This window comes from Desnuesiella massiliensis (genome assembly GCF_001403615.1).
Classification (GTDB): Bacteria; Bacillota; Clostridia; order Clostridiales; family Clostridiaceae; genus Desnuesiella; species Desnuesiella massiliensis.
Window position 1 is genome coordinate 809,949 of record NZ_LN879457.1, and the last position, 19,040, is coordinate 828,988.

General features: G+C 31.0%; 16 protein-coding genes and 1 tRNA gene. 8 read left to right on the top strand and 9 right to left on the bottom strand.

Annotated elements, in window-relative coordinates:
* Positions 1 to 40 precede the first annotated feature (40 nt).
* The 6 genes from BN2665_RS21745 to BN2665_RS21770 form a co-directional block, all read right to left on the bottom strand.
* Complete coding sequence (locus BN2665_RS21745; RefSeq protein ID WP_055669196.1) at positions 41 to 1,054, bottom strand: sugar kinase; 1,014 nt, start codon at positions 1,052 to 1,054, stop codon at positions 41 to 43.
* A gap of 6 nt (positions 1,055 to 1,060) precedes the next feature.
* Positions 1,061 to 1,801, bottom strand: a complete 741-nt coding sequence (gene dagF, locus BN2665_RS21750) for a 2-dehydro-3-deoxy-phosphogluconate aldolase (RefSeq protein ID WP_055669197.1) — start codon at positions 1,799 to 1,801, stop codon at positions 1,061 to 1,063.
* 2 nt (positions 1,802 to 1,803) lie between these two features.
* Positions 1,804 to 2,922, bottom strand: coding sequence for a DgaE family pyridoxal phosphate-dependent ammonia lyase (locus tag BN2665_RS21755; RefSeq protein ID WP_055669198.1), 1,119 nt, complete (start codon positions 2,920 to 2,922; stop codon positions 1,804 to 1,806).
* The gene (locus BN2665_RS21760) at positions 2,922 to 4,043 is read right to left on the bottom strand and encodes an amidohydrolase/deacetylase family metallohydrolase (RefSeq protein ID WP_055669199.1); all 1,122 of its coding nucleotides are present in this window, start codon (positions 4,041 to 4,043) and stop codon (positions 2,922 to 2,924) included. The genes BN2665_RS21755 and BN2665_RS21760 overlap by 1 nt, the downstream gene beginning before the upstream one ends.
* 2 nt (positions 4,044 to 4,045) lie before the next feature.
* On the bottom strand, positions 4,046 to 5,143 hold the full coding sequence (locus BN2665_RS21765) for a DUF871 domain-containing protein (RefSeq protein ID WP_055669200.1): 1,098 nt from the start codon (positions 5,141 to 5,143) through the stop codon (positions 4,046 to 4,048).
* Between the two features lie 326 nt (positions 5,144 to 5,469).
* A complete protein-coding gene (locus tag BN2665_RS21770; RefSeq protein WP_055669201.1) occupies positions 5,470 to 6,762 on the bottom strand; it encodes a PTS sugar transporter subunit IIC in 1,293 nt (430 codons plus the stop codon).
* 252 nt (positions 6,763 to 7,014) lie between these two features.
* On the opposite strand from BN2665_RS21770, the gene BN2665_RS21775 reads away from it, so the two are divergent.
* Both BN2665_RS21775 and BN2665_RS21780 read left to right on the top strand, forming a co-directional pair.
* A complete protein-coding gene (locus BN2665_RS21775) occupies positions 7,015 to 8,361 on the top strand; it encodes a 6-phospho-beta-glucosidase (RefSeq protein ID WP_055669202.1) in 1,347 nt (448 codons plus the stop codon).
* A gap of 169 nt (positions 8,362 to 8,530) precedes the next feature.
* Entirely contained in the window at positions 8,531 to 9,346 is an 816-nt protein-coding gene (locus BN2665_RS21780; RefSeq protein ID WP_055669203.1) for a MurR/RpiR family transcriptional regulator, read from the top strand.
* Positions 9,347 to 9,379: 33 nt separating this feature from the next.
* Here BN2665_RS21780 and BN2665_RS21785 read toward each other — a convergent pair whose 3' ends face one another.
* Positions 9,380 to 10,081, bottom strand: a complete 702-nt coding sequence (locus BN2665_RS21785) for a GntR family transcriptional regulator (RefSeq protein WP_055669204.1) — start codon at positions 10,079 to 10,081, stop codon at positions 9,380 to 9,382.
* 296 nt (positions 10,082 to 10,377) lie between these two features.
* Between BN2665_RS21785 and BN2665_RS21790 the strand changes: the two genes are divergently transcribed.
* From BN2665_RS21790 to BN2665_RS21800, 4 genes are all read left to right on the top strand, one after another.
* The gene (locus tag BN2665_RS21790; protein WP_074042385.1) at positions 10,378 to 11,715 is read left to right on the top strand and encodes a M20/M25/M40 family metallo-hydrolase; all 1,338 of its coding nucleotides are present in this window, start codon (positions 10,378 to 10,380) and stop codon (positions 11,713 to 11,715) included.
* A gap of 332 nt (positions 11,716 to 12,047) precedes the next feature.
* Entirely contained in the window at positions 12,048 to 12,470 is a 423-nt protein-coding gene (locus tag BN2665_RS21795; protein WP_055669205.1) for a hypothetical protein, read from the top strand.
* Positions 12,471 to 12,513: 43 nt separating this feature from the next.
* A complete protein-coding gene (locus BN2665_RS27780; RefSeq protein WP_278335914.1) occupies positions 12,514 to 12,642 on the top strand; it encodes a hypothetical protein in 129 nt (42 codons plus the stop codon).
* Between the two features lie 199 nt (positions 12,643 to 12,841).
* On the top strand, positions 12,842 to 13,123 hold the full coding sequence (locus BN2665_RS21800) for a hypothetical protein (protein WP_055669206.1): 282 nt from the start codon (positions 12,842 to 12,844) through the stop codon (positions 13,121 to 13,123).
* A gap of 261 nt (positions 13,124 to 13,384) precedes the next feature.
* Here the strand turns inward: BN2665_RS21800 and BN2665_RS21805 are convergent, their stop codons facing one another.
* Both BN2665_RS21805 and BN2665_RS27165 read right to left on the bottom strand, forming a co-directional pair.
* The gene (locus BN2665_RS21805; protein ID WP_055669207.1) at positions 13,385 to 16,300 is read right to left on the bottom strand and encodes an EAL domain-containing protein; all 2,916 of its coding nucleotides are present in this window, start codon (positions 16,298 to 16,300) and stop codon (positions 13,385 to 13,387) included.
* A gap of 156 nt (positions 16,301 to 16,456) precedes the next feature.
* Positions 16,457 to 17,611, bottom strand: coding sequence for an SEC-C metal-binding domain-containing protein (locus tag BN2665_RS27165; protein ID WP_055669208.1), 1,155 nt, complete (start codon positions 17,609 to 17,611; stop codon positions 16,457 to 16,459).
* Between the two features lie 346 nt (positions 17,612 to 17,957).
* On the opposite strand from BN2665_RS27165, the gene BN2665_RS21815 reads away from it, so the two are divergent.
* Positions 17,958 to 18,500: a hypothetical protein gene (locus BN2665_RS21815; RefSeq protein WP_055669209.1), complete on the top strand. Its 543-nt coding sequence runs from the start codon at positions 17,958 to 17,960 to the stop codon at positions 18,498 to 18,500.
* A 295-nt stretch (positions 18,501 to 18,795) separates the two neighbouring features.
* Positions 18,796 to 18,871: transfer RNA gene (locus BN2665_RS21820), tRNA-Gln, on the top strand.
* The last annotated feature ends 169 nt before the right edge of the window (positions 18,872 to 19,040 follow it).

The window sequence follows — 19,040 nt, forward strand, 5'->3', positions numbered from 1 at the left end:
AGTCAGTGTTAAAGCTGACTCTTTGCCTTCTTATGAAAACTTATCTAAAAATATCAGTTTTGTCCTTTTGCATTAATCTATAGATAGATTTCTTACTAACTACAGGGCTATCTCCATAGGTGGTATGAGCAAGAACAGCACTGCAGGCAGCAAACTCTAAAGCCTCGGATGTATCTAAATTCTCCAGAAGAGAGTAGATTATACCCGCAGCAAATCCATCGCCAGCACCGATTCTATCTAAGATTTTAAGCTCGTATTCACTGCTTTCATGATAGCCATTAGCATCTATTAAATATCCCTTTATATACTGATGATCGCTGGACTCTATGCTTCTATAGGTTCCACAGATAGTATGGATATTATATTTACTTCTCATTTTTAATAGCACATTATGAGCAATATTATCTTCTTTTTCATCTTTATCTGGTTCAATGTCTAATATTAGGTTAGCATCCTTATAACCAGCAAAGACTACGCTGCAATATTTTAAAATTTCTTCATATTGTGTTTTTGCAAAGCTGTAGTCCTTATCTCCCCATAAGGAAGGTCTATAGTTAAAATCAAAGAATATCCTTATGTTCTTTTCATAAGCTTTTTTTGCTAGTTCCAAGGATAATTTTCTAGTATTATCATTAAGAGCTAGGGATATTCCGCAGATATGAACAGCATCAATATCTTGTAATATTTTATCAAAATCATAGTCCTCCATAGTGCTTTGACAAAAGGCGCTATTTTGCCTGTTCATATAAGTTACTTCTGTGGCTCTAGAGCCGAAGCCTGTTTCTAAAAAGTATATACCTATATAATTTCCGCCGAAATTTATATAATCATCCTTTACACCTAATTTACGAAGGTAAGCACCAGCGGCATAACCTACATTATTATGGGGAAGTTTGCTGGCTAAATAAGTTTCATAGCCCATTTGATATAAGCCGGAAAGAATGTTTACACCTGTTCCAGAGAAAATATATTTTAGATCCTCAGACTGAGAAAGCAGCTTATGGTCAGGAACCATAAGCCTCATCATAACTTCACCAAAAGCTAATACTTTCATATCAAATTACTCCACAACTCTTTTTATGATTTCATAGATTTTCATTATGTCTTCTACCTTAGTCTTACCAGTAGCTTTATCTACTATAGAGGTATAAACATGAGGAACAACTTTTTTAACTCCTGCTTTAAGAGCTATAGTAAGTATTTCTTCAAAATTATCTAAATCTATTCCGCCGGTTGGCTCCAATATAAAGTCTTGTTTTGCGCAAGCTTCTGCTAGAACTTTATATTCCTCTATGGTGTTTAATCCGTTCATTGGGAAGAATTTAACGGAGCTTGCCCCCATATCCTTTAACATTTCAATAGCAGTCTCTACAGATACAATACCATCCTCAGCTTTTGAACTTAAAGGTCCAGTGGATACTTTAACATAACCAACTTTTCCGCAAGGAGATATCAAAGCATTTACTAAGGTTTCCTTTTGACCTAACAATGCGCGGGTATAACCTACCCCAGTAAATACTTGATTCACGTGTTGAGGTTGTAACTCTTTAGATATTTCCGCTGCCATTTTCCACTGATTTGGATCTCCAGCACCTAATCCTACAGATACCGCATTATTTATTTCTTTAGCATACAATTTCATATCTTCCACTGCAGCTTCTACAGTAGGGTAGTTTTTAGATAGTAATCCTACTAATATGTGACCATCTATAGCTTCATATATTTCTTTAGCGTTTTCTATAGAATTTGCAAGCACATTAATGCACACTCTATCTTTATAAAATTTAGCTTCTTTCATCATAATTACTTACCTCCGATTATTTCTATAATTCTATTTTCAATTATTTTTAGTTCTTCATGGCTAACACTTCTTATATCAATTTCTATTTTGCCCTCATTAGCTCTATAATCTCTAGTATATATAGCTATAGGGCCATCCTTTAATTTCTTAACTATATCTTTAGCCTCTAAACCTAAAATATCACTATTAAAGCTCAATTGACCTCTTACTATATCTCTTCCGGCTGCATCTTTTATGGAGCTAGCTTCAATGCCCTTTATATTGTTAAGGGTATTTATGAAGCTCTCTAATCTTTTATTAAGTTCTTCACCAGTAATTTTTATGCTGTTTTCATATAGCTCAATAGCTTTAGCAAGACCTAATATATTTTCTTTTCCAACCTTCATAGCTCTTCCTATACCTTGGCTTTGAAGCTTAATAAGATCGATATATTTCTTTTTGCCTATAACTAAACCAGAAGTAGGTCCTTCTATGGCTTTTGCTCCACTATATATTACCACATCAACACCAAGGTTATAATATTTCCTTAAATCTTCTTCCGCAGCAGCATCAATAATAACAGGGAGATTATATTTTCTGCCTAATTCAACTAATTCTTCAATTGAAACTATGCCTTTTTGTACGCAATGGTGGGATTTTACATACATTAAAGCTATGGTGTTTTCATTTATTAATGTCTCTACATGCTCTTTTTTACATTGGTTAGAGTAGCCAGCTTCCTTAAGCAAGCCTCCGCCTAATTCTATCATGGTTTGAACAGGGCAACCATAGTCTACATTGTGTCCCTTAGGTAGTATAACCTCTCTAGGAACATTATATTTTCTGCTATGCAGGTTAAGAATCATATCTAAATTATCCTTTGAAATCAAGGAAGCAATGGTCATAGCAATACCTGCTGAGGCGCTGGACACTATATAAGCAGATTCTATATTAAGGGTTTTAGCTATATAAGCTCCAGTTTTGTCTAATAAATCCTTTATTTCAAAGAATTTTGTAGCGCCTTCCTTCATGCTAAGTAAAACTTCCTCCTGTAAAGTAGAAACACCTAGGATGGTCATTTTACCAGAGGCATTTATTACTTGTTTTAATCCATACTTTTCGTAAAGGGATAAATCACTCATTAAAGACGAACCTCCTCTAAATCTATATATTCACCCTTTAAAACCACAGCTAAAGGTATTACTTTTTTATCTCCTTTTATTACAGTGCCAAGAGAGTCAATAAGTTCTACTTCTTCATCCGTTATGGTGAAAATAGTGATATCTGCATCCATATCTTTTTCTAAACGACCTTTCTTGGCCAGGTTAATAGCCTTTGCAGGGTTTATTGTCACTAAAGGTATTAGTTCCGCTAAAGAATAGCCTAAGTATAAAAATTTTGATAGAGTAGTAGCCATATTAAATACTGGTCCATTAATTCTGTTTCTAAAATATATATCTGTGCTTATACTATGAGGCTTAATTTGAGCTTTTTTTCCCTGCTCTGCTACTCTAAAGCTAAAGCTTTCTTTTCCATGGCCTACATCTAGATGTAACCCTCTGTCTAAAGCTGACAAAAGTTCTTTTTTAGGAGCACCTTCTTTATCAAATAAACCATTCTCTTTTCCATGATAGCAATGAGTTAGTATATCATTTTTGCCTAATAAAGAAAGGATTTCTTCAATTTCTGGGGGCTTGGTTCCTATGTGTACCATAAGAGGTATATGATTATTTTCAGCTTTTGCTTTTAAAGCAAGCTTTAGAGGTAGTATACCATTATCGCCAACTACGCTTTTACTCATTCTAGCCTTTAATCCAATTATAAAGTCTGGATATTTTTCTATACTGCTTTTTATTAACTCTAAATCTATATTATTTAAGTCAGACAGCTCATTTTGCTGAACTATACCAGTCTTAGATATATTTAAAAAGGCATAAACATTTGTTTTATATTGTCCTGATAGATTATAAAAATCTTCTATATTTAAAGCTCCAGCGGTACCAGTATCTACTACGGTAGTTACCCCTGATTTTAAACCTATTTCATCAGGATTGTCACTATATAGCTCTAGACCTGTATAGGAATGGGTATGCAAATCTATCCATCCTGCACTTACATATTTGTTACCCTTAAGCTCTATTATCTCTTTAAAGTTATCTCTGTTTATATTTTTATTTATTTCTAGTATTTTGCTGTTATGAATTGCTATATCGCAAATTTCTCCTGAAACTAACTTTGCGCTTTTTAATAATAAATCGTACATTTTTATTGCTCTCTTTCCGGTACTAATTTAAATTTACTCCAAGGTTCAATAAAATCTAAGAGTATTAGCTCATCTTTAGCTATTCTGCCAACTAAATTTTTTCTTTCATCATAACAGCTCTCTAAAACCAATTGTAATTCACCTTTATATTTTCCAAATTGGTCATTACCTATTACTACATCTCCAGGCTTGAACTCAATTTTATTGTCATGCTCTGGAATGCTTTCTTTAGCATATTTTTTTCTTACCTCTGTAGATCTAACCACTTGAGAAGATATGTCTCCTCTTCTAAAATGCTGTTCCTTAAACATGATTGTTTTTTCTATATCTGAAGTGCCTTCTAAAGTTTCTATAGATAGCTCTACCTGATATTTATTTACTTTTGATAGTGCCTTAAGCTCTTCTTCAGAAGCATAGGCATTTCCTATAATTACATCATCTATTAGCCCTGTAGCATATAAATGCTTTGCTTGAACCTCAATAGGTAGATTTCTATGAATTTCTAAAGTGCATAATCCATCATTTATATTCCAGGGTCCGATATTGGCATCTTTGGCACTAATAAAAGCAGCAGTTCTAACACCATATTTTTTAAAGCGCTGGCTGCATTTTAGGAAAAAGTCATAAGGAAGTCCTGTACCCTTTTGAGGGTAAAAATTATGACAACCATATATAAATGGAGTATTGGGTTTATAAGTGATGATATTGTCTAAATAAGCTACATCATTGCTCATATTAAGCTCGATTTTTAAATTATATTCATTAAAGGAAAGGAGAGCTTCCTTATTTCCATCAAAGCCTAAATCAAGTCTTATGCCATCAGCACCTAACTCATGGAAAAAGCTTAGATTGTCGTAAGAAATACCTAAGGCGTCAAAAATGTTTGGAGCTATGTCCAATATTACCTCAAAATTAAAAGTTTTTGCATAGGAAATAATGCTAGAAAAATGCTCTTTAATCATCTCTTTAGAATGAGAAACAGATAACATACACATAAAAATCCTAGAAAAGCCGTATCTAGAGGCTAATTCTATATATTTTTTATCTTCTGCTATGACAGAGTGTTCTGGATAAATTGATATACCTAGTCTACGTTCCATATTACATACCTCCGTTAAGTTTACTTAATTTATGTCTATAAAAAACATTGATGAAGCTAGCGTTTATTATAGTGACTAAAACTAAAAGTGTTGTAAAACCCTTGATATAAGCTGCTAGAGTTAAAAAAATAAACTCTGTGAATAAAGCGGTGAGCATTACAGGAAAAGTTTTTATATTTTTTTGTATTTTAACTATCAAGTATTTTTCAAAGACAAAATGTGACGCAAAAAAAGTTGATAACATAAATATAATATATATTTTCATAACTTTAATGGAGCAAAGGTATAATACTAAAACAAGCAGTACTATACCTTACTCTAACCTCCTATTGGATTTCGTTTTTTTCTTTTTCTAATTGTTGTTTTTCAAATACCTTAAAGAAAGGATAATATATAACAAAAGATATTATGAAGTTAACTACAACCAATACTCCGGCCATTATATTCCAGTTAGTGCTCATAACAGCAGCTAATGGAGAAGGCATTGTAAAAGGCAATCTTGCCATCATCATAGGTATAACTCCAGAGATGGTTAAGAAATAAGATAAAACAGTCATAACCATAGGAGCCACTATAAAGGGAATAGCCAATACTGGATTCATTACTATAGGAGCACCAAAGATTATAGGTTCATTTATGTTAAATAATCCTGGCAATAAGGATAAGCGTCCTAAGCTTTTTAGGTATTTTGATTTTGACATTAAGAACATAATCACTAATGCTAGAGTAGCTCCAGATCCACCAATCCATAAAAACCATTGTAAAAACTGTTCTGTAAAAAGGTTTGGCAGATGATTAGCAGAAGCACCAGCAGAGAAAGCTTGCATGTTTTCAGCAATAGCCATATCCCATATTGGTCTTATGATTGGGCCTAAAATTGCAGGACCATGAATTCCTAAGGTCCAGAACATGGTTATTAAAAATACTGTTAGTAATCCGCCGAATAAACTATTTCCAGCTAACACACCTTTTAATGGTGAAAGCAAAGTGCTTAGGGTAGCACTTATGTCAAAGTTTAAGAAATGTCTGATTACCCAGAACAATAAAATTACAACAATAGTGGGTAGTAGCGCTGAGAAAGAATTTGATACTTCTGGAGGAACTCCTTCCGGCATCTTGATGGTGATATTTTTTTGTTTCATCCATCTATAGATCTCTACTGCTAGCATAGAGGTTACAATAGCTCCGAATAAAGAGCTGGAACTTAAGCTTGCAATATTGATATATCTTCCAGCAGCTATAACGCCATCTACAGACTTTCCTACTTGTACAGGTACTACAGTGGATAGCAAGAAGGCTAATACCGCTAGAAAACCAGAGCCTACCTTATCTAAATCATAGCTACTAGCTAAGGCGGCGCCCATTCCATAGGCTGCGTATAAGGAAAGAATGCCCACAGTAAATCTAAAAGGAACATCTATTATTGCTTTGTAGGGGGCTATAAATTCTGCGTAGCCTGTAATAGGAACATTTAGGAATATTACAAAGAATGATCCCACTATAGTTAGTGGAAGAGTAGCTATTATACCAGTTCTTATGGCTCTCATATGTCTCTGCTGACTTATTTTTAAGGCAACTGGCATAATTTTTTCTTCAATGAATTTAATAAACTTGTCCAATGATTGCACCTTCTTTCTTAAGATTACAAAAACATTATAACATTATAATGTTATAATGTAAACATTTAATTTAAAAATATATGATGTATTATTTTGTTAAATATTTCTAGGAATTATACTTAGTTTTGTATCCATAAAATTAAAGGTTACTCTAATTGATTACCATAAAAAGGGATTTTCTAAATTAGAAAACTATTAGATGAAAATATTTTTTATAATATAGTTAAGAGTCAGTGAGAAGGAGTGAGTATTATGGATAAAAAGCAAATAAAGATTGTAACTATTGGAGGAGGCTCTAGCTATACACCTGAGCTAATTGAAGGATTTATTAAACGTAAGGATGAGCTGCCTATTAAAGAAATATGGCTTGTGGATATAGAAGAAGGAAAAGAAAAGCTAGAGATAGTGGGTAATTTAGCTAAACGTATGGTTAAGGAAGCGGGGCTACCTTGGGAAATACATTTAACCTTGAATAGGCGTGAGGCATTAAAAGATGCAGATTTTGTATCTACGCAGCTTAGGGTAGGATTATTAGATGCTAGAGTAAAAGATGAGAGAATCCCTTTAAGTCATGGACTTTTAGGACAAGAAACTAATGGAGCAGGGGGGATGTTTAAGGCTTTCAGAACTATTCCTGTTATATTAGGTATTGTGGAGGATATGAAAGAGCTATGTCCTAATGCTTGGCTTATTAACTTTACAAATCCAGCGGGTATGGTAACAGAGGCAGTGTCAAGGTATGGAAATTATGAGAGGGTTGTAGGTTTATGCAATGTGCCAATAATGCATACTATTAAAGAGTCAGAAATGCTTAATAAAAAACCTGAAGAGCTATTCTTTCACTTCGCAGGGTTGAATCATTTCCACTGGCATAGAGTTTATGATAAAGCAGGTCATGAGGTTACAAAGGATATTATGAACTTATTATTCTCAGAGGATAACAATGTAGTAGCTAATATTAAAGATATACCATTCATTGAAGAGCAGATAAGGGAATTAGGAATGTTACCTTGTGCCTACCATAAATATTACTATCTACAAGATGATATGTTAAAGAAGGAACTAGAAGAATTTAAGACCAATACTACTAGAGCAGAAGTAGTGAAAAAGGTTGAAGAAGAGCTATTTGAACTCTATAAGAATCCTGAATTAAAGGAAAAGCCAGAACAATTGTCAAGAAGAGGGGGAGCACACTACTCAGATGCAGCTTGCGAAATTATAAGCTCTATTTATAATGACAAGAGAAGTGTAATGGTGGTAAGTACAAAAAATAATGGGGCTTTACTAGATCTTCCTCATGATTGCATAGTAGAGGTAAGCAGTTATATTACAGCTAGTGGTCCTAAACCTATAAGCTTTGGAAAGTTTAATGCAGCTGCAAGAGGGTATATACAATTAATGAAAGCCATGGAAGAGGTAGCTATAGAAGCAGCAGTAACTGGAGATTATGGTACGGCTCTCCAAGCATTTACTACCAATCCATTAGTACCTGGTGGAGCTATTGCTAAGAAGGTTCTTAATGAAATGCTGGTAGCTCATAAGGAGTATTTACCTCTGTTTAAAGAAGCTATAGATAAGGTTGAAAGAGGAGAACTATAGTAAAGAAAAGAGAAGTTAGTGTTTTTGGTTGTTGACATGGAGACTGTGTCAGCAACCTTTTTTATTGATCTTACCTATAAATTTTTTTAGAAGAGTTCATCTATTTATATTTATAAATTTTTAAACTATAATATAGTTATTAAGTTAGTAGCATAAAGGAGAGAGTATCTTGGGAGATGTTATATATCGATTATTATCCTACGTTAATTCTGTTAAAGAAAAAGACATTTATTATAATATAGCGTGGAAAATTATTCATGATATAAAAAAGATTCCTGATATTACTATTAATCAATTAGCAGATTCCTGCTTTGTATCCCCACCTACCATAAGTCGCTTCTGCCGTAAAATGGGATATAAAAGCTTTGGGGAACTTAAAGATAGCGCTAAACAGATGTTAAGCTACTATGCAAATAGTATAAATTTTTCTTCAGAAGAAAAAGAAGATATAGGGAAAGAACCAAGAGAGATTATTAAGAAGGTATATCCTCTTATGATAAGTACCTTGGAAGCTACTGAAAAATCTATAGATATGGACACTATTGATAAAGTGGTTGAAGCCATTCATAATTCAAATAAAGTGGCCTTTTTTGGATTACATTTCTCTCAATTAGTGGCCTTAGATGCTCAAACTAAATTTATATCTTTGGGTAAATTCTGTACGGCTTTTTTAGATGTACCGGATCAATTAGAATATGCTACCGAACTAGATGAGGGATCTTTAGCTATATTTTTTTCCGTATCTGCAAAGATTCAATACTTCGGTAATATTATAAATAAACTAAAAGAAAGAAGAGTTAAAATAGTTGTTGTAACTCAAAATTCTCAAGGCATATTAGCTCAAAAAGCAGATTACGTGATTTGTGCTAATGGCAGTGAAAGTGATTTTTCATCTCTGTCTATTTCAGGCAGAATAGCTTTATTAAGCATAGTGGATGTGCTATATGTAAGATATGCCTATTTATATGCTAAAAAGAATAAGTGAGGCTATGACCTCACTTGTAAGAAAAAAAATGCATTATATCTCATATTTTATTATATAGTTATGAACTTTGGTATTATATTTTGCATAAGATAATTCAAGTACATTGTCTTCATTATCCATAGATTTTCTCTTTCTTCCTAGGAGAGGCTCAGAGTTTAATTGTAATTTTGATAAAATACCTTCTTCAGGATAATCTATAAAAAATTCATCTTGAAATTTAGATATATAAAGTTGGTTATTATGAAGGAGCATGTATAAGGAAGTATAGTTATCTATGGTATCCTTATCTAATTTAAATTTATGCGGAATATAATGCTCAAAATAAATATAAGGCATATCATCTAAATAATATATTCTAATTATTTTATAGCACTTTTCACCAAAGTATTGGTATAGCTCAGAGATTTCTTCATTAAAAACTGTTGTAACTTCTGCAATTTCCTTTCTTAGTGTATATCCCTCCATTTTTAATATGCTTGAAAAAGAATCTGCTTTAGAAAGCTTATTGAATATACTATTACTTAAAACCGTAGTACCTTTTCCACTCTTTTTCATCACATATCCTTCAGCTTCTAAAAGCTCAATTGCTTTTCTTATGGTAATTTTACTAACTTGAAACTTTTCTTCTAATTCAGTTTCTGTGGGAATAAAATCTCCAATCTTATATTCTCCAGTTAAAATCTTATCTTTAATTATTTCCATTACTTGGATATATAAAGGTGAGTTTTTCTGCATTACAACCATCCTTTTCTTAACACATATATTTATAAAAGATTAACTTATATAGCTAAATAAAATTATATAATATTATATCCTATTTTTATAACCATAGACAATAGTTGCTATTTACCTACGGATGATATATTGCTTAAGTTCTTACTGAAAATTAGTCATAGGCATAATTGGTGTTTATAAATATGCATAACTTTTAAATATTTATATAGATTAATTATTTTAATTATAGTAAGTATTGACAATTGGTATGAATAATTATACAATAAACTTGCATAAAAATTCAAAGGGGGATACATATGATTAAAAAAGTTTTAAATTCATTCTTATTAATGACCTTTCTTTTATTTTCCTTTTCAGTTAAAGCATCAGCTGAAAATAATTATGGGGATAAGGCATATAAACATGTGCAACAACTAAATTCTATAGGAAATAGAGTTACTGGCACAGAAGCAAATAAAAAATCTCAAGAATATTTAATAGAGGTCTTTAAATCTTTCGGGTATAATACAGAAGCTCAAAAATTTTCTTTTAATAGAAAAGGGACAGACTATGAAGCTTGTAATTTAATTGCCACTAAACCTGGGATATTAAATAAGCAGATAATAATAGGTGCTCATTACGATACTGTGGCTAAAGGTCATGGTGTGGATGATAATGGATCAGGAGTAGGGGTTATGCTAGAAGTGGCAGAAAAAATAAAAAATATGGATACTCCTTATACCATAAAGTTCATAGCATTTGGGGCTGAAGAGCTTGGATTACAAGGATCTAAGCACTATGCTTCAAAAATGAGTAAAGAAGAAATAGATAATACTGTGGTGATGATAAATTTAGATTCTTTGGCTGTAGGAGATAACATGTATGTTTATGGAACAGAAGGAGAAAATGGGTATTATAGAGATAAAGCCTTAAGCATTGCAAAAGCTTTAAATCTTAAACTAGGTACTAATGAAGGAATAAATCCAGAATATCCAAAAGGAACCACCGGAGATTGGAGCGACCATGCACCTTTTAAAGCCTTAGGCATTGAGCATGCTTATTTTGAAGCTACTAACTGGCTTCTTGGAGATAAAGATGGTTATGTTCAAACAGAAAAGGATGGAGCAGTTTGGCATACAGATAAAGACGATTTACAATACATAGAACAAAACTATGAAAATAGAATAAAAGATCATTTAAATACTTTTACCTTAGTATTAGAAAAGCTAGCTCTTTCTTATAAAGGAAAGGCCATAAAAATTGACTTGGATTTAAGTAAATATGATGGCGACTTATCTAATGACAAAATTGAGCTTATAAAAGAAGGAAAGATTATTAATAGTTCAAGTATTAATGAAAAAGGTCAAATTCTATTTCAAGGATTAGATGAGGGAATTTACACTATAAACTTAACTGGTATTGAAAAATTCACTTTAAAAAATATTCCTCAAAATATAGCTATATCTGAGGATGAAATAAAGACTTGTAAAATTTCCATTGAAAATAATGTGATTAATACATCAACGGAGAATAAAGGTATTGAAGAAAATTCAAAAACAACATTACCAGAAACCGGTTCTTTGCTAGATAATAACTCCTTATTAGCAATAGGAGTATTATTGTTGCTGGTAGGTATGAAATCATTAAAAAAATAATATATCAAGGTTTATAAAAAATAATCCACAAGCTAAAATTAAAATTGCTGTGGATTATTTTTTGTATTTATTTTTTCTTGCCCTTATTGTTTTTAGAATCTTTAGGACTCTTTTTAGCATCTTTGCTTGCAGGCTTTTTTGTTTCCTTACCTTTAGCCATTGTACCCCTCCTTTTATAATATAAAACAGCATTTATCAATATATATTATGTGGACAAGTACCTTTATATTCCTATATATATTAAAATTTAAAAAGTATATAAATAAACTTTAGGATTAAACTATAGATATGAAAATTATTAATATATATTTCATTGAAAGGAGAGTATTGCTATGGAGGATAGAAGAGTTATAGGTATAGGCGATCTAAAGGAAAGAATAGAAGGAATAATCTCTAAGTTTGATTGTGTATATAATTATGAAGCTTTTTTAGAGGACACACCATTGAGAGTTATAGCATACATAAATCCTAGACTAAGTCCTTATGGTGAGGTAGTAAGATTTCTAAATTTTATTGGAGATGATGAAAATAGGGTCAATTGCACTTTAGTTGGAACTGGAGAGATAAAGCCTTTTAGTGAGGGGTTTAGTTCAGGTAAAGAATTTCAATATTTAATAGGGCTTGAGGAGCTAAAAAGAATACTTGCTCTATCCTATGATCTGCCTGAAGACAGCTATATAGATCATATATCAAAAATTCATGATGAAATTCATATTATTATCAAAGATAAATATAAAGAGCAAATATATACTTAAATTTTAAAAATAAATAATCTTAAGTTAGAAAGGTGGATAAAGAATGACAACGAAGTCTGAAAGGAAAAGCAGAAACGATAACAAAACTACCAATAAGAAAACATCAAACCCTATAACTATGGATGTAAAATCTGATATGAAAGAGCCAGTTAAAGGCTTGCCTAGGGTATGAATTATCACTATTATATTATCAGCCGCCATTAGAAAAAGTCGCTTAGCGGCTTTTTTTAATGCTTAAGGTACAGCAGACTAAAAAGTTGACTATGAATGAATTAAGTGATAAAATTGAAATATATAAAATATTCAAACTATTTAGAATTGATACCTTACGTTTAAACCTTTACATAATCTAAATCTAGGGAGATGGGAATATGAATAATTCTTACGCAAATGTTTTAAAGGAAGCAAATAATCTTATTGGTACTTATACTATTAGGTATGATGTGGGAAAGTATAGCGAGGATTTATATAGTTCAACCTACGATGATATAAGTAAATGGGTAAGAAATGCATTAGTAATTATAGAAGCCAATGAGCTAAATGGAAGAGAAAGCGAATTGTACAAGAATATAAGAAGATTTAGGGGACGAGCTGGAGATTTGACTTTAAAGGAATTAAAGAATATTATAAGCCTTTTAGAGGCGTTAAATTAAAATTGCGAAATGATTTTTATTAAAAGGCTATTCTTTAGCCTTTTTTAATGCACAATTCACAATGAAAGAAATTTTTTTTTCCACTAACATTACGAAAAAATTGAGAACTTATAAAGCGTGGCTAATGTTTAGCCACGACTTTTTTATGTAGCTATTTAAAAAATATAATCAAAAATTTTTCGCAGAGTAGCGTAGAAAATTCAACCATAATTGTGAATTATGAACTGTGAATTGAAAAAAAGCGACCAACGTCGCTTTTTATTATATGCTATTTCTATTTTTAATCAATAAATATTCCATCTCTTCAGCATTAACGGGTTTGCTAAAATAGTAACCCTGGGCTATATCACAGCCCATGTCTTTTAATAGTATTAGCTGTTCTTTGGTTTCTACACCCTCAGCTACAACTTTACAACCAAGCCTATGAGAAAGATTTATTATCACATCAATTATTAATCTTTGTTCAGCTTTATCACATATCTCTTGCACAAAGGACTTATCAATTTTTAATACATTTATAGGCAGTTGTCTTAGGTAATTTAAAGAAGAATAACCAGTACCAAAGTCATCTAAAGCAATTTTTATGCCCATAGACTTTAAGTCTTTTAGCTTATTGATATTATCTTCTGTGGAGTCCATCAGTAAACTCTCTGTTATTTCAATGTCTAAATGATTACTTGGAAGATTTTCTTTAGTTAATATACCTTTTACATTGTCTATGAAATCATGTCTTATAAATTGAATACAGGATACATTGATGGCCATAGAGTTATAGCTAAGACCTTTATCAAGCCAAATTTTACTTTGTTTACAGGCAGTTTCTAATACCCAATTACCTATAGGAACTATAAGACCTGTTTTTTCAGCTATGGGTATAAAGTCATTAGGTGGTACAAATCCTAGTTCTTTATTATTCCACCTGATTAAGGCTTCCATGCCTTCAATTTTGCCATTGCATAAGTTTACTTGAGGCTGATAGTATAATTCAAATTCTCTATTTTCTAGAGCGTGCCTAAGATTGTTCTCTATAGTTATCTTTTTTACCAGCTCTTTTCCCATGGAATAGCTAAAGAAACAATATTGATTTTTACCCTGTTCCTTTGCTCTATACATAGCTGTGTCGGCATTTTTAAGAAGAACCTCTGATTTTTCTCCATCCATGGGAGCAACGGAAATCCCCATACTTGTAGTAACATAAGTAAATACACCATCTAATATAAAAGGTTCTTTAAACATAATTAATAAGTTATTGCAGATAGCCTCTAAATCTTTTATATTATCAAATTCAGGAACTAAAACTAGAAATTCATCTCCTCCAAACCTACCAGCAATTGAATTCAACGGTATAGAGGTTTTTAGTCTTATGGCTATTTCTTTTAAAAGATAATCTCCCTTATCATGGCCTAGGGTATCATTAATTTTTTTAAATTCATCTAAATCTAAAAATATTAACGCAGAACTTTTATTAGATAAGGAATTAGACTTTAACACTTCTTTATATTTTTGAATAAAGTAATGTCTATTTGGCAAGTTTGTGACTACATCAAAATACGCCATTTGTCTTATTTGCTTCTCATTCATCTTTCTTTCGGAAATATCTGTAATGGAACCAGCCATCTTTATAGCCTTACTTTCGGAATTAAGCAGTAATTTACCTCTATTTAGTAACCATTTAATAGAGCCGTCTTTTGCTATAATTCTAAATTCGCTTTTATATATTTTGTTATTATTTATAGCATCTTCTAAATCTTTTTTTGCAAAGCTTTTGTCTGACTGGTATATGTATTTGTTATAGATATCTTTAAAGCTTAAGACTATATCATGGCCACTTATGTGGGTCCATTTTTCAGAGATAAAGAAAGAGTTATTCTCCATGTCCCATTCCCAAATGGCATCATTGGCACCTTCAATGGCAAGTCTATATCGCTCTTCACTATTTCTCATCATTTCTTCATTTTCTTGCAGTTCCTCATACTGAGCTCTAAGCTCCTCTTCCGTAGCGGTTAGCTCTTCATAAACTGCAGTTAGTTCTTCATAGCTATTATTTAGTTTGATTTCATTCTTTCTTTTTTGATTAATAATTATAGATAAAAGAGAAATTATAGTAATTAGGAACAAAAAAACTATCAGGATTCCAATAACTAAGCTCCTATATTTTTCAAAAAAAGAAAAGGATTCATTAACAATGATGCTGTCTTTGGGAAGTATATTTAGATTTATTTTATGATTTTTTAATTGAGTATAATCAAACATATATTTATTTGGACTCTGAGTTATTTGTGGTATAGAGGTTAGAGAAGAGTCATTTAATATCTTTAGAGCAATTTTTCCGGCCTCTTCACCTTGATAAAATCCACTGGTAACCTTTCCTCCTAAGGTTCCATAACCTAGATCAAAATCCCAAAAAGAGAAAAGAGGAGCTGGAGAATTTTTGAAAATATCATCCTTTAAATTACTTATATATCTGTAATGTCCTGACTCATCTAAAAATGGATCTGTAACAAATATAAAAGCAGTATTTCTATTTGAATTTTTTATTTCCTCCTTTACCTTTTCAATAGGAGTATTTTCATAGAAATTGAATTTATAATCGTTAATAAATTTATTAGAAATTTCTTTTATATTATTGAAGTCGTTTTTCCCAGAGGTGCTACTGCTTCCAAAAACATTGAAGGTATTGGTATGAGGAAAAATTGATAGAATGTTTTCTATCATCTCTTTTACTTCAATATTTTCTGATACAATTTTGTATTGAGGTTTGTTTAATAAAACAGAAGGGTTCATTTCATTTATGCCACAAAATACTATAGGGGTATTGGGGAATAGCTTATCTCCATATTCTAAGAGGTAATCCATAGCACCATTATCGGATGCTATAATAGTATCAAACTTAATATGAGAATATTTGATCTTTTGAAGATTAAAAAAGTTGTCTAAATAATCAACATCAGATTTCTCTTTTAAGTCCATATAGTCATATTTTATATTCACATTAGTAGTGCTCGCATTAAAAACAGAATTAATCCCCTTGGAGATTGCGCCTGTCCAAGCAAAACCCTCGTTATAGGAATGTAATACTAATACATTTTTAACTTCTGCTGCTGCCACTGAACTACTTTTAAATGCTATTAAAGCTACAAGGAAGAAAATACAGATAAAGAGCTTAATCTTTTTCATATTTATGCATTCACCTCCTGCTATTTATTCCAATTATAACATAATAATCAATTTTTTTTAATCTTTAAATAAAAAATATAACTATTATTTAATAATTGTTGTACTTTATGTATAATTTCCTAAAAATTAAAAGAGAGGGCGTTTAAGCTCTCTCTTTTATATTTTGCCGCAGCACTTTTTGAATTTTTTACCGCTCCCACAGGGACAAGAAGAATTTCTTCCAACCTTATTCGAGGTAGCTGTATTTGTATTAGAGGTTTTATTATAAGAATTTCCTTTTAGAATCCACAGGTTAGAGTTATTATAAATATCATTTATATAGGGAACTAGACTAAGTAATTGCTTTTCATTTTGAAAAATAATCTTTATCATTAAAAAGTTTAGAATTTCATTTAGTTTTAAATCATTTTTTATAGCGTATATACAACTTGTAGCTATATCATATAAAACTTCCTCAGAAGTATTTAATAATTCCCTAAGATAGCTAAAAAGTTTATTTTCCCACTGATTAAAACTATAAGTAAAGCAATCTGTTTCAATCGCAGAACATATATCTATAGTAAAATAATTTAACTGATCTTTTGAATTTTGTTCCTTAATAACATGATGAATATTAGATAATTTACCATTTAATATAAAACTATCTTTTATGTTAATATCATTATATCTTTTCGCATAGCTTTCAAGATCCTGCTTTAAAGACTCTTCAGTTATATTAAAAGCTTCTTGAAGTTTAGAGGAGATTGTATCATAGTTAGCAGCACCATAATATTCTAAAAGCAATTTAATTGATTGTATTTTTTGAGTTCTATTTTTGATGCAATCTATTACTTCAGAATTACTTACAATATCTTTTAGAAGTTCAATAAGATTTTTAGGAATAACCAAAATATCGGTGTTGTCATAAAATACAGGATATAACAAGCCAATAGATTTTAATGCTTTAATTGCTCTAGCAAAATTTTCATCATCAGGAGCTGCCATAACTCCATTATTAAGAATCACATCTTCTAATAATGAAAGCTCTTCTATTAATAGATAATTTTTTATTATGTACAAAAGATTATCACATATATATTCATCTATGCATTTTGCTAAATCAGCTTTTTTTAAATTGCTTGTACCTTGTAATTTGAAAATTTTTCTTAAGTTATCTAGTTCTTGTTTCGTTAAAGATGATAATAGGTTAATGCTTAAAAATTCACCTTTAAAAGATTTAAAAAAGCTATTGAAGTATTTAATTTTCTGATTATCTAGATTTTCTAAAAACTGAAATAGCGACTCTTCAATAAGCTTACTTTCATTTATCATAATCATCACCTACTATTTATTAATATCTAATCATCTATTTATTATATCAATGCACCTGTTCATTATATCAGAAAAAATATAATAAAATAAACAGGATTTATTTTCTATAAGGTCTTTGAGAAAAAAGAACTAGTCAAACACACCATAAGGGTAACTAGCTATTTTTAAGGATGCCTAAGTTAAAGCTTAAGTTTAAAGGACAAACAATAGCATTATACTATATTTTTCAAAAAGAGTACAGAATAACATTAATAATTTATTTATGTATGTTTATATATATATAAACAAATAATATAGCTGTAAAAATAGAGCAGCGTACATTGATTTTAGAAGGATGTGAAAAAATTTGAAAGGTAAACTTTTTTTATTTAGAATAACTTTTTTTATAACTGCAATAATTTTAGTATTTTCTTTTATAGGTTATAGGGCCTTAGCTTGCCCCAATTGCTCAGATGAGGTGAGAGATAATGAAGTAAACTGTGCTAGTGATAGTTTAAAGGAACAAGAAGGACTAAGTTGTAAATTGTCTCTTTACGAGGAAACCTTAAATCATTTAGCACCTTGTACTCCAGAAGCAGCAGCTGATCTTTGGGCAAAAGGAATAAAAAGCCGAAATGGAATATTACAATATTCTATGATGGATAGCCAGTTAAAACAAAAGTTTAAAGAGGAGATGGTAAAGAATAAAAATCTATGTTGGATTACAGGAACCTCTAGTCCTTGGGTAGAAAATTATAAAATTATAAGTAGTAAGAAAATCGACAACACTAATTATCAATATATAATTAAGTTTCAATGGGGTACTTCCGCTGGTCCAGCAGAACCAAGCGAAAATAAATTGATAATAGGCCAAGAAGATGGTAAATGGAGAGTTAAAGAAATAAAATAATTGTTCTATAGTGTATATAGGAGGATGTGAAAAACATAGGTGTTCTTTTTCACGGACCGCTCGTGGGGCTCCACGTGCGGTGTAGGGAAACCTATAGAATACCTTTTTTCACATCCTCCTATAAAGGAATGAAAGCGTCGATTTTGTTCCTTTATTTTTACTGAGAAACAAAAAGTATTTTAATAGCATAGTCAAGATAAAAACTTATCAAAATATATTGAAAAAAGCAATTTTTTTTATTATAATCTTATATGTAATAGATAAAAGTAATAAGTGTTATAGAAAAACATAATATTGGGGTGTAGCCAAGTGGTTAAGGCGGTGGACTCTGACTCCATTATTCGTGGGTTCAAATCCTACCACCACAGCCATAAAAAAGACTTTCAAGATTTCTTGAGAGTCTTTTTTGTGTAAAATAACTCAAAGAGAAAATTATTATACTTAGTAAACCGCAAGTAAAATTTGAGTAAAAAATAGTAAAAAATAAATCAAGCAATAAAGCTCACATCACTGATAAGCAAGGAATAAATTTTTTATTTT

Coding starts and splice junctions, on each gene's coding strand:
- BN2665_RS27165 (WP_055669208.1), bottom strand. CDS start 17,611: ATGATAAATGAAAGTAAGCTTATTGAAGAGTCGCTATTTCAGTTTTTA.
- BN2665_RS21765 (WP_055669200.1), bottom strand. CDS start 5,143: ATGGAACGTAGACTAGGTATATCAATTTATCCAGAACACTCTGTCATA.
- dagF (WP_055669197.1), bottom strand. CDS start 1,801: ATGATGAAAGAAGCTAAATTTTATAAAGATAGAGTGTGCATTAATGTG.
- BN2665_RS21785 (WP_055669204.1), bottom strand. CDS start 10,081: ATGCAGAAAAACTCACCTTTATATATCCAAGTAATGGAAATAATTAAA.
- BN2665_RS21795 (WP_055669205.1), top strand. CDS start 12,048: ATGGAGGATAGAAGAGTTATAGGTATAGGCGATCTAAAGGAAAGAATA.
- BN2665_RS21745 (WP_055669196.1), bottom strand. CDS start 1,054: ATGAAAGTATTAGCTTTTGGTGAAGTTATGATGAGGCTTATGGTTCCT.
- BN2665_RS21760 (WP_055669199.1), bottom strand. CDS start 4,043: ATGTACGATTTATTATTAAAAAGCGCAAAGTTAGTTTCAGGAGAAATT.
- BN2665_RS21755 (WP_055669198.1), bottom strand. CDS start 2,922: ATGAGTGATTTATCCCTTTACGAAAAGTATGGATTAAAACAAGTAATA.
- BN2665_RS21775 (WP_055669202.1), top strand. CDS start 7,015: ATGGATAAAAAGCAAATAAAGATTGTAACTATTGGAGGAGGCTCTAGC.
- BN2665_RS21800 (WP_055669206.1), top strand. CDS start 12,842: ATGAATAATTCTTACGCAAATGTTTTAAAGGAAGCAAATAATCTTATT.
- BN2665_RS21805 (WP_055669207.1), bottom strand. CDS start 16,300: ATGAAAAAGATTAAGCTCTTTATCTGTATTTTCTTCCTTGTAGCTTTA.
- BN2665_RS21790 (WP_074042385.1), top strand. CDS start 10,378: ATGATTAAAAAAGTTTTAAATTCATTCTTATTAATGACCTTTCTTTTA.
- BN2665_RS27780 (WP_278335914.1), top strand. CDS start 12,514: ATGACAACGAAGTCTGAAAGGAAAAGCAGAAACGATAACAAAACTACC.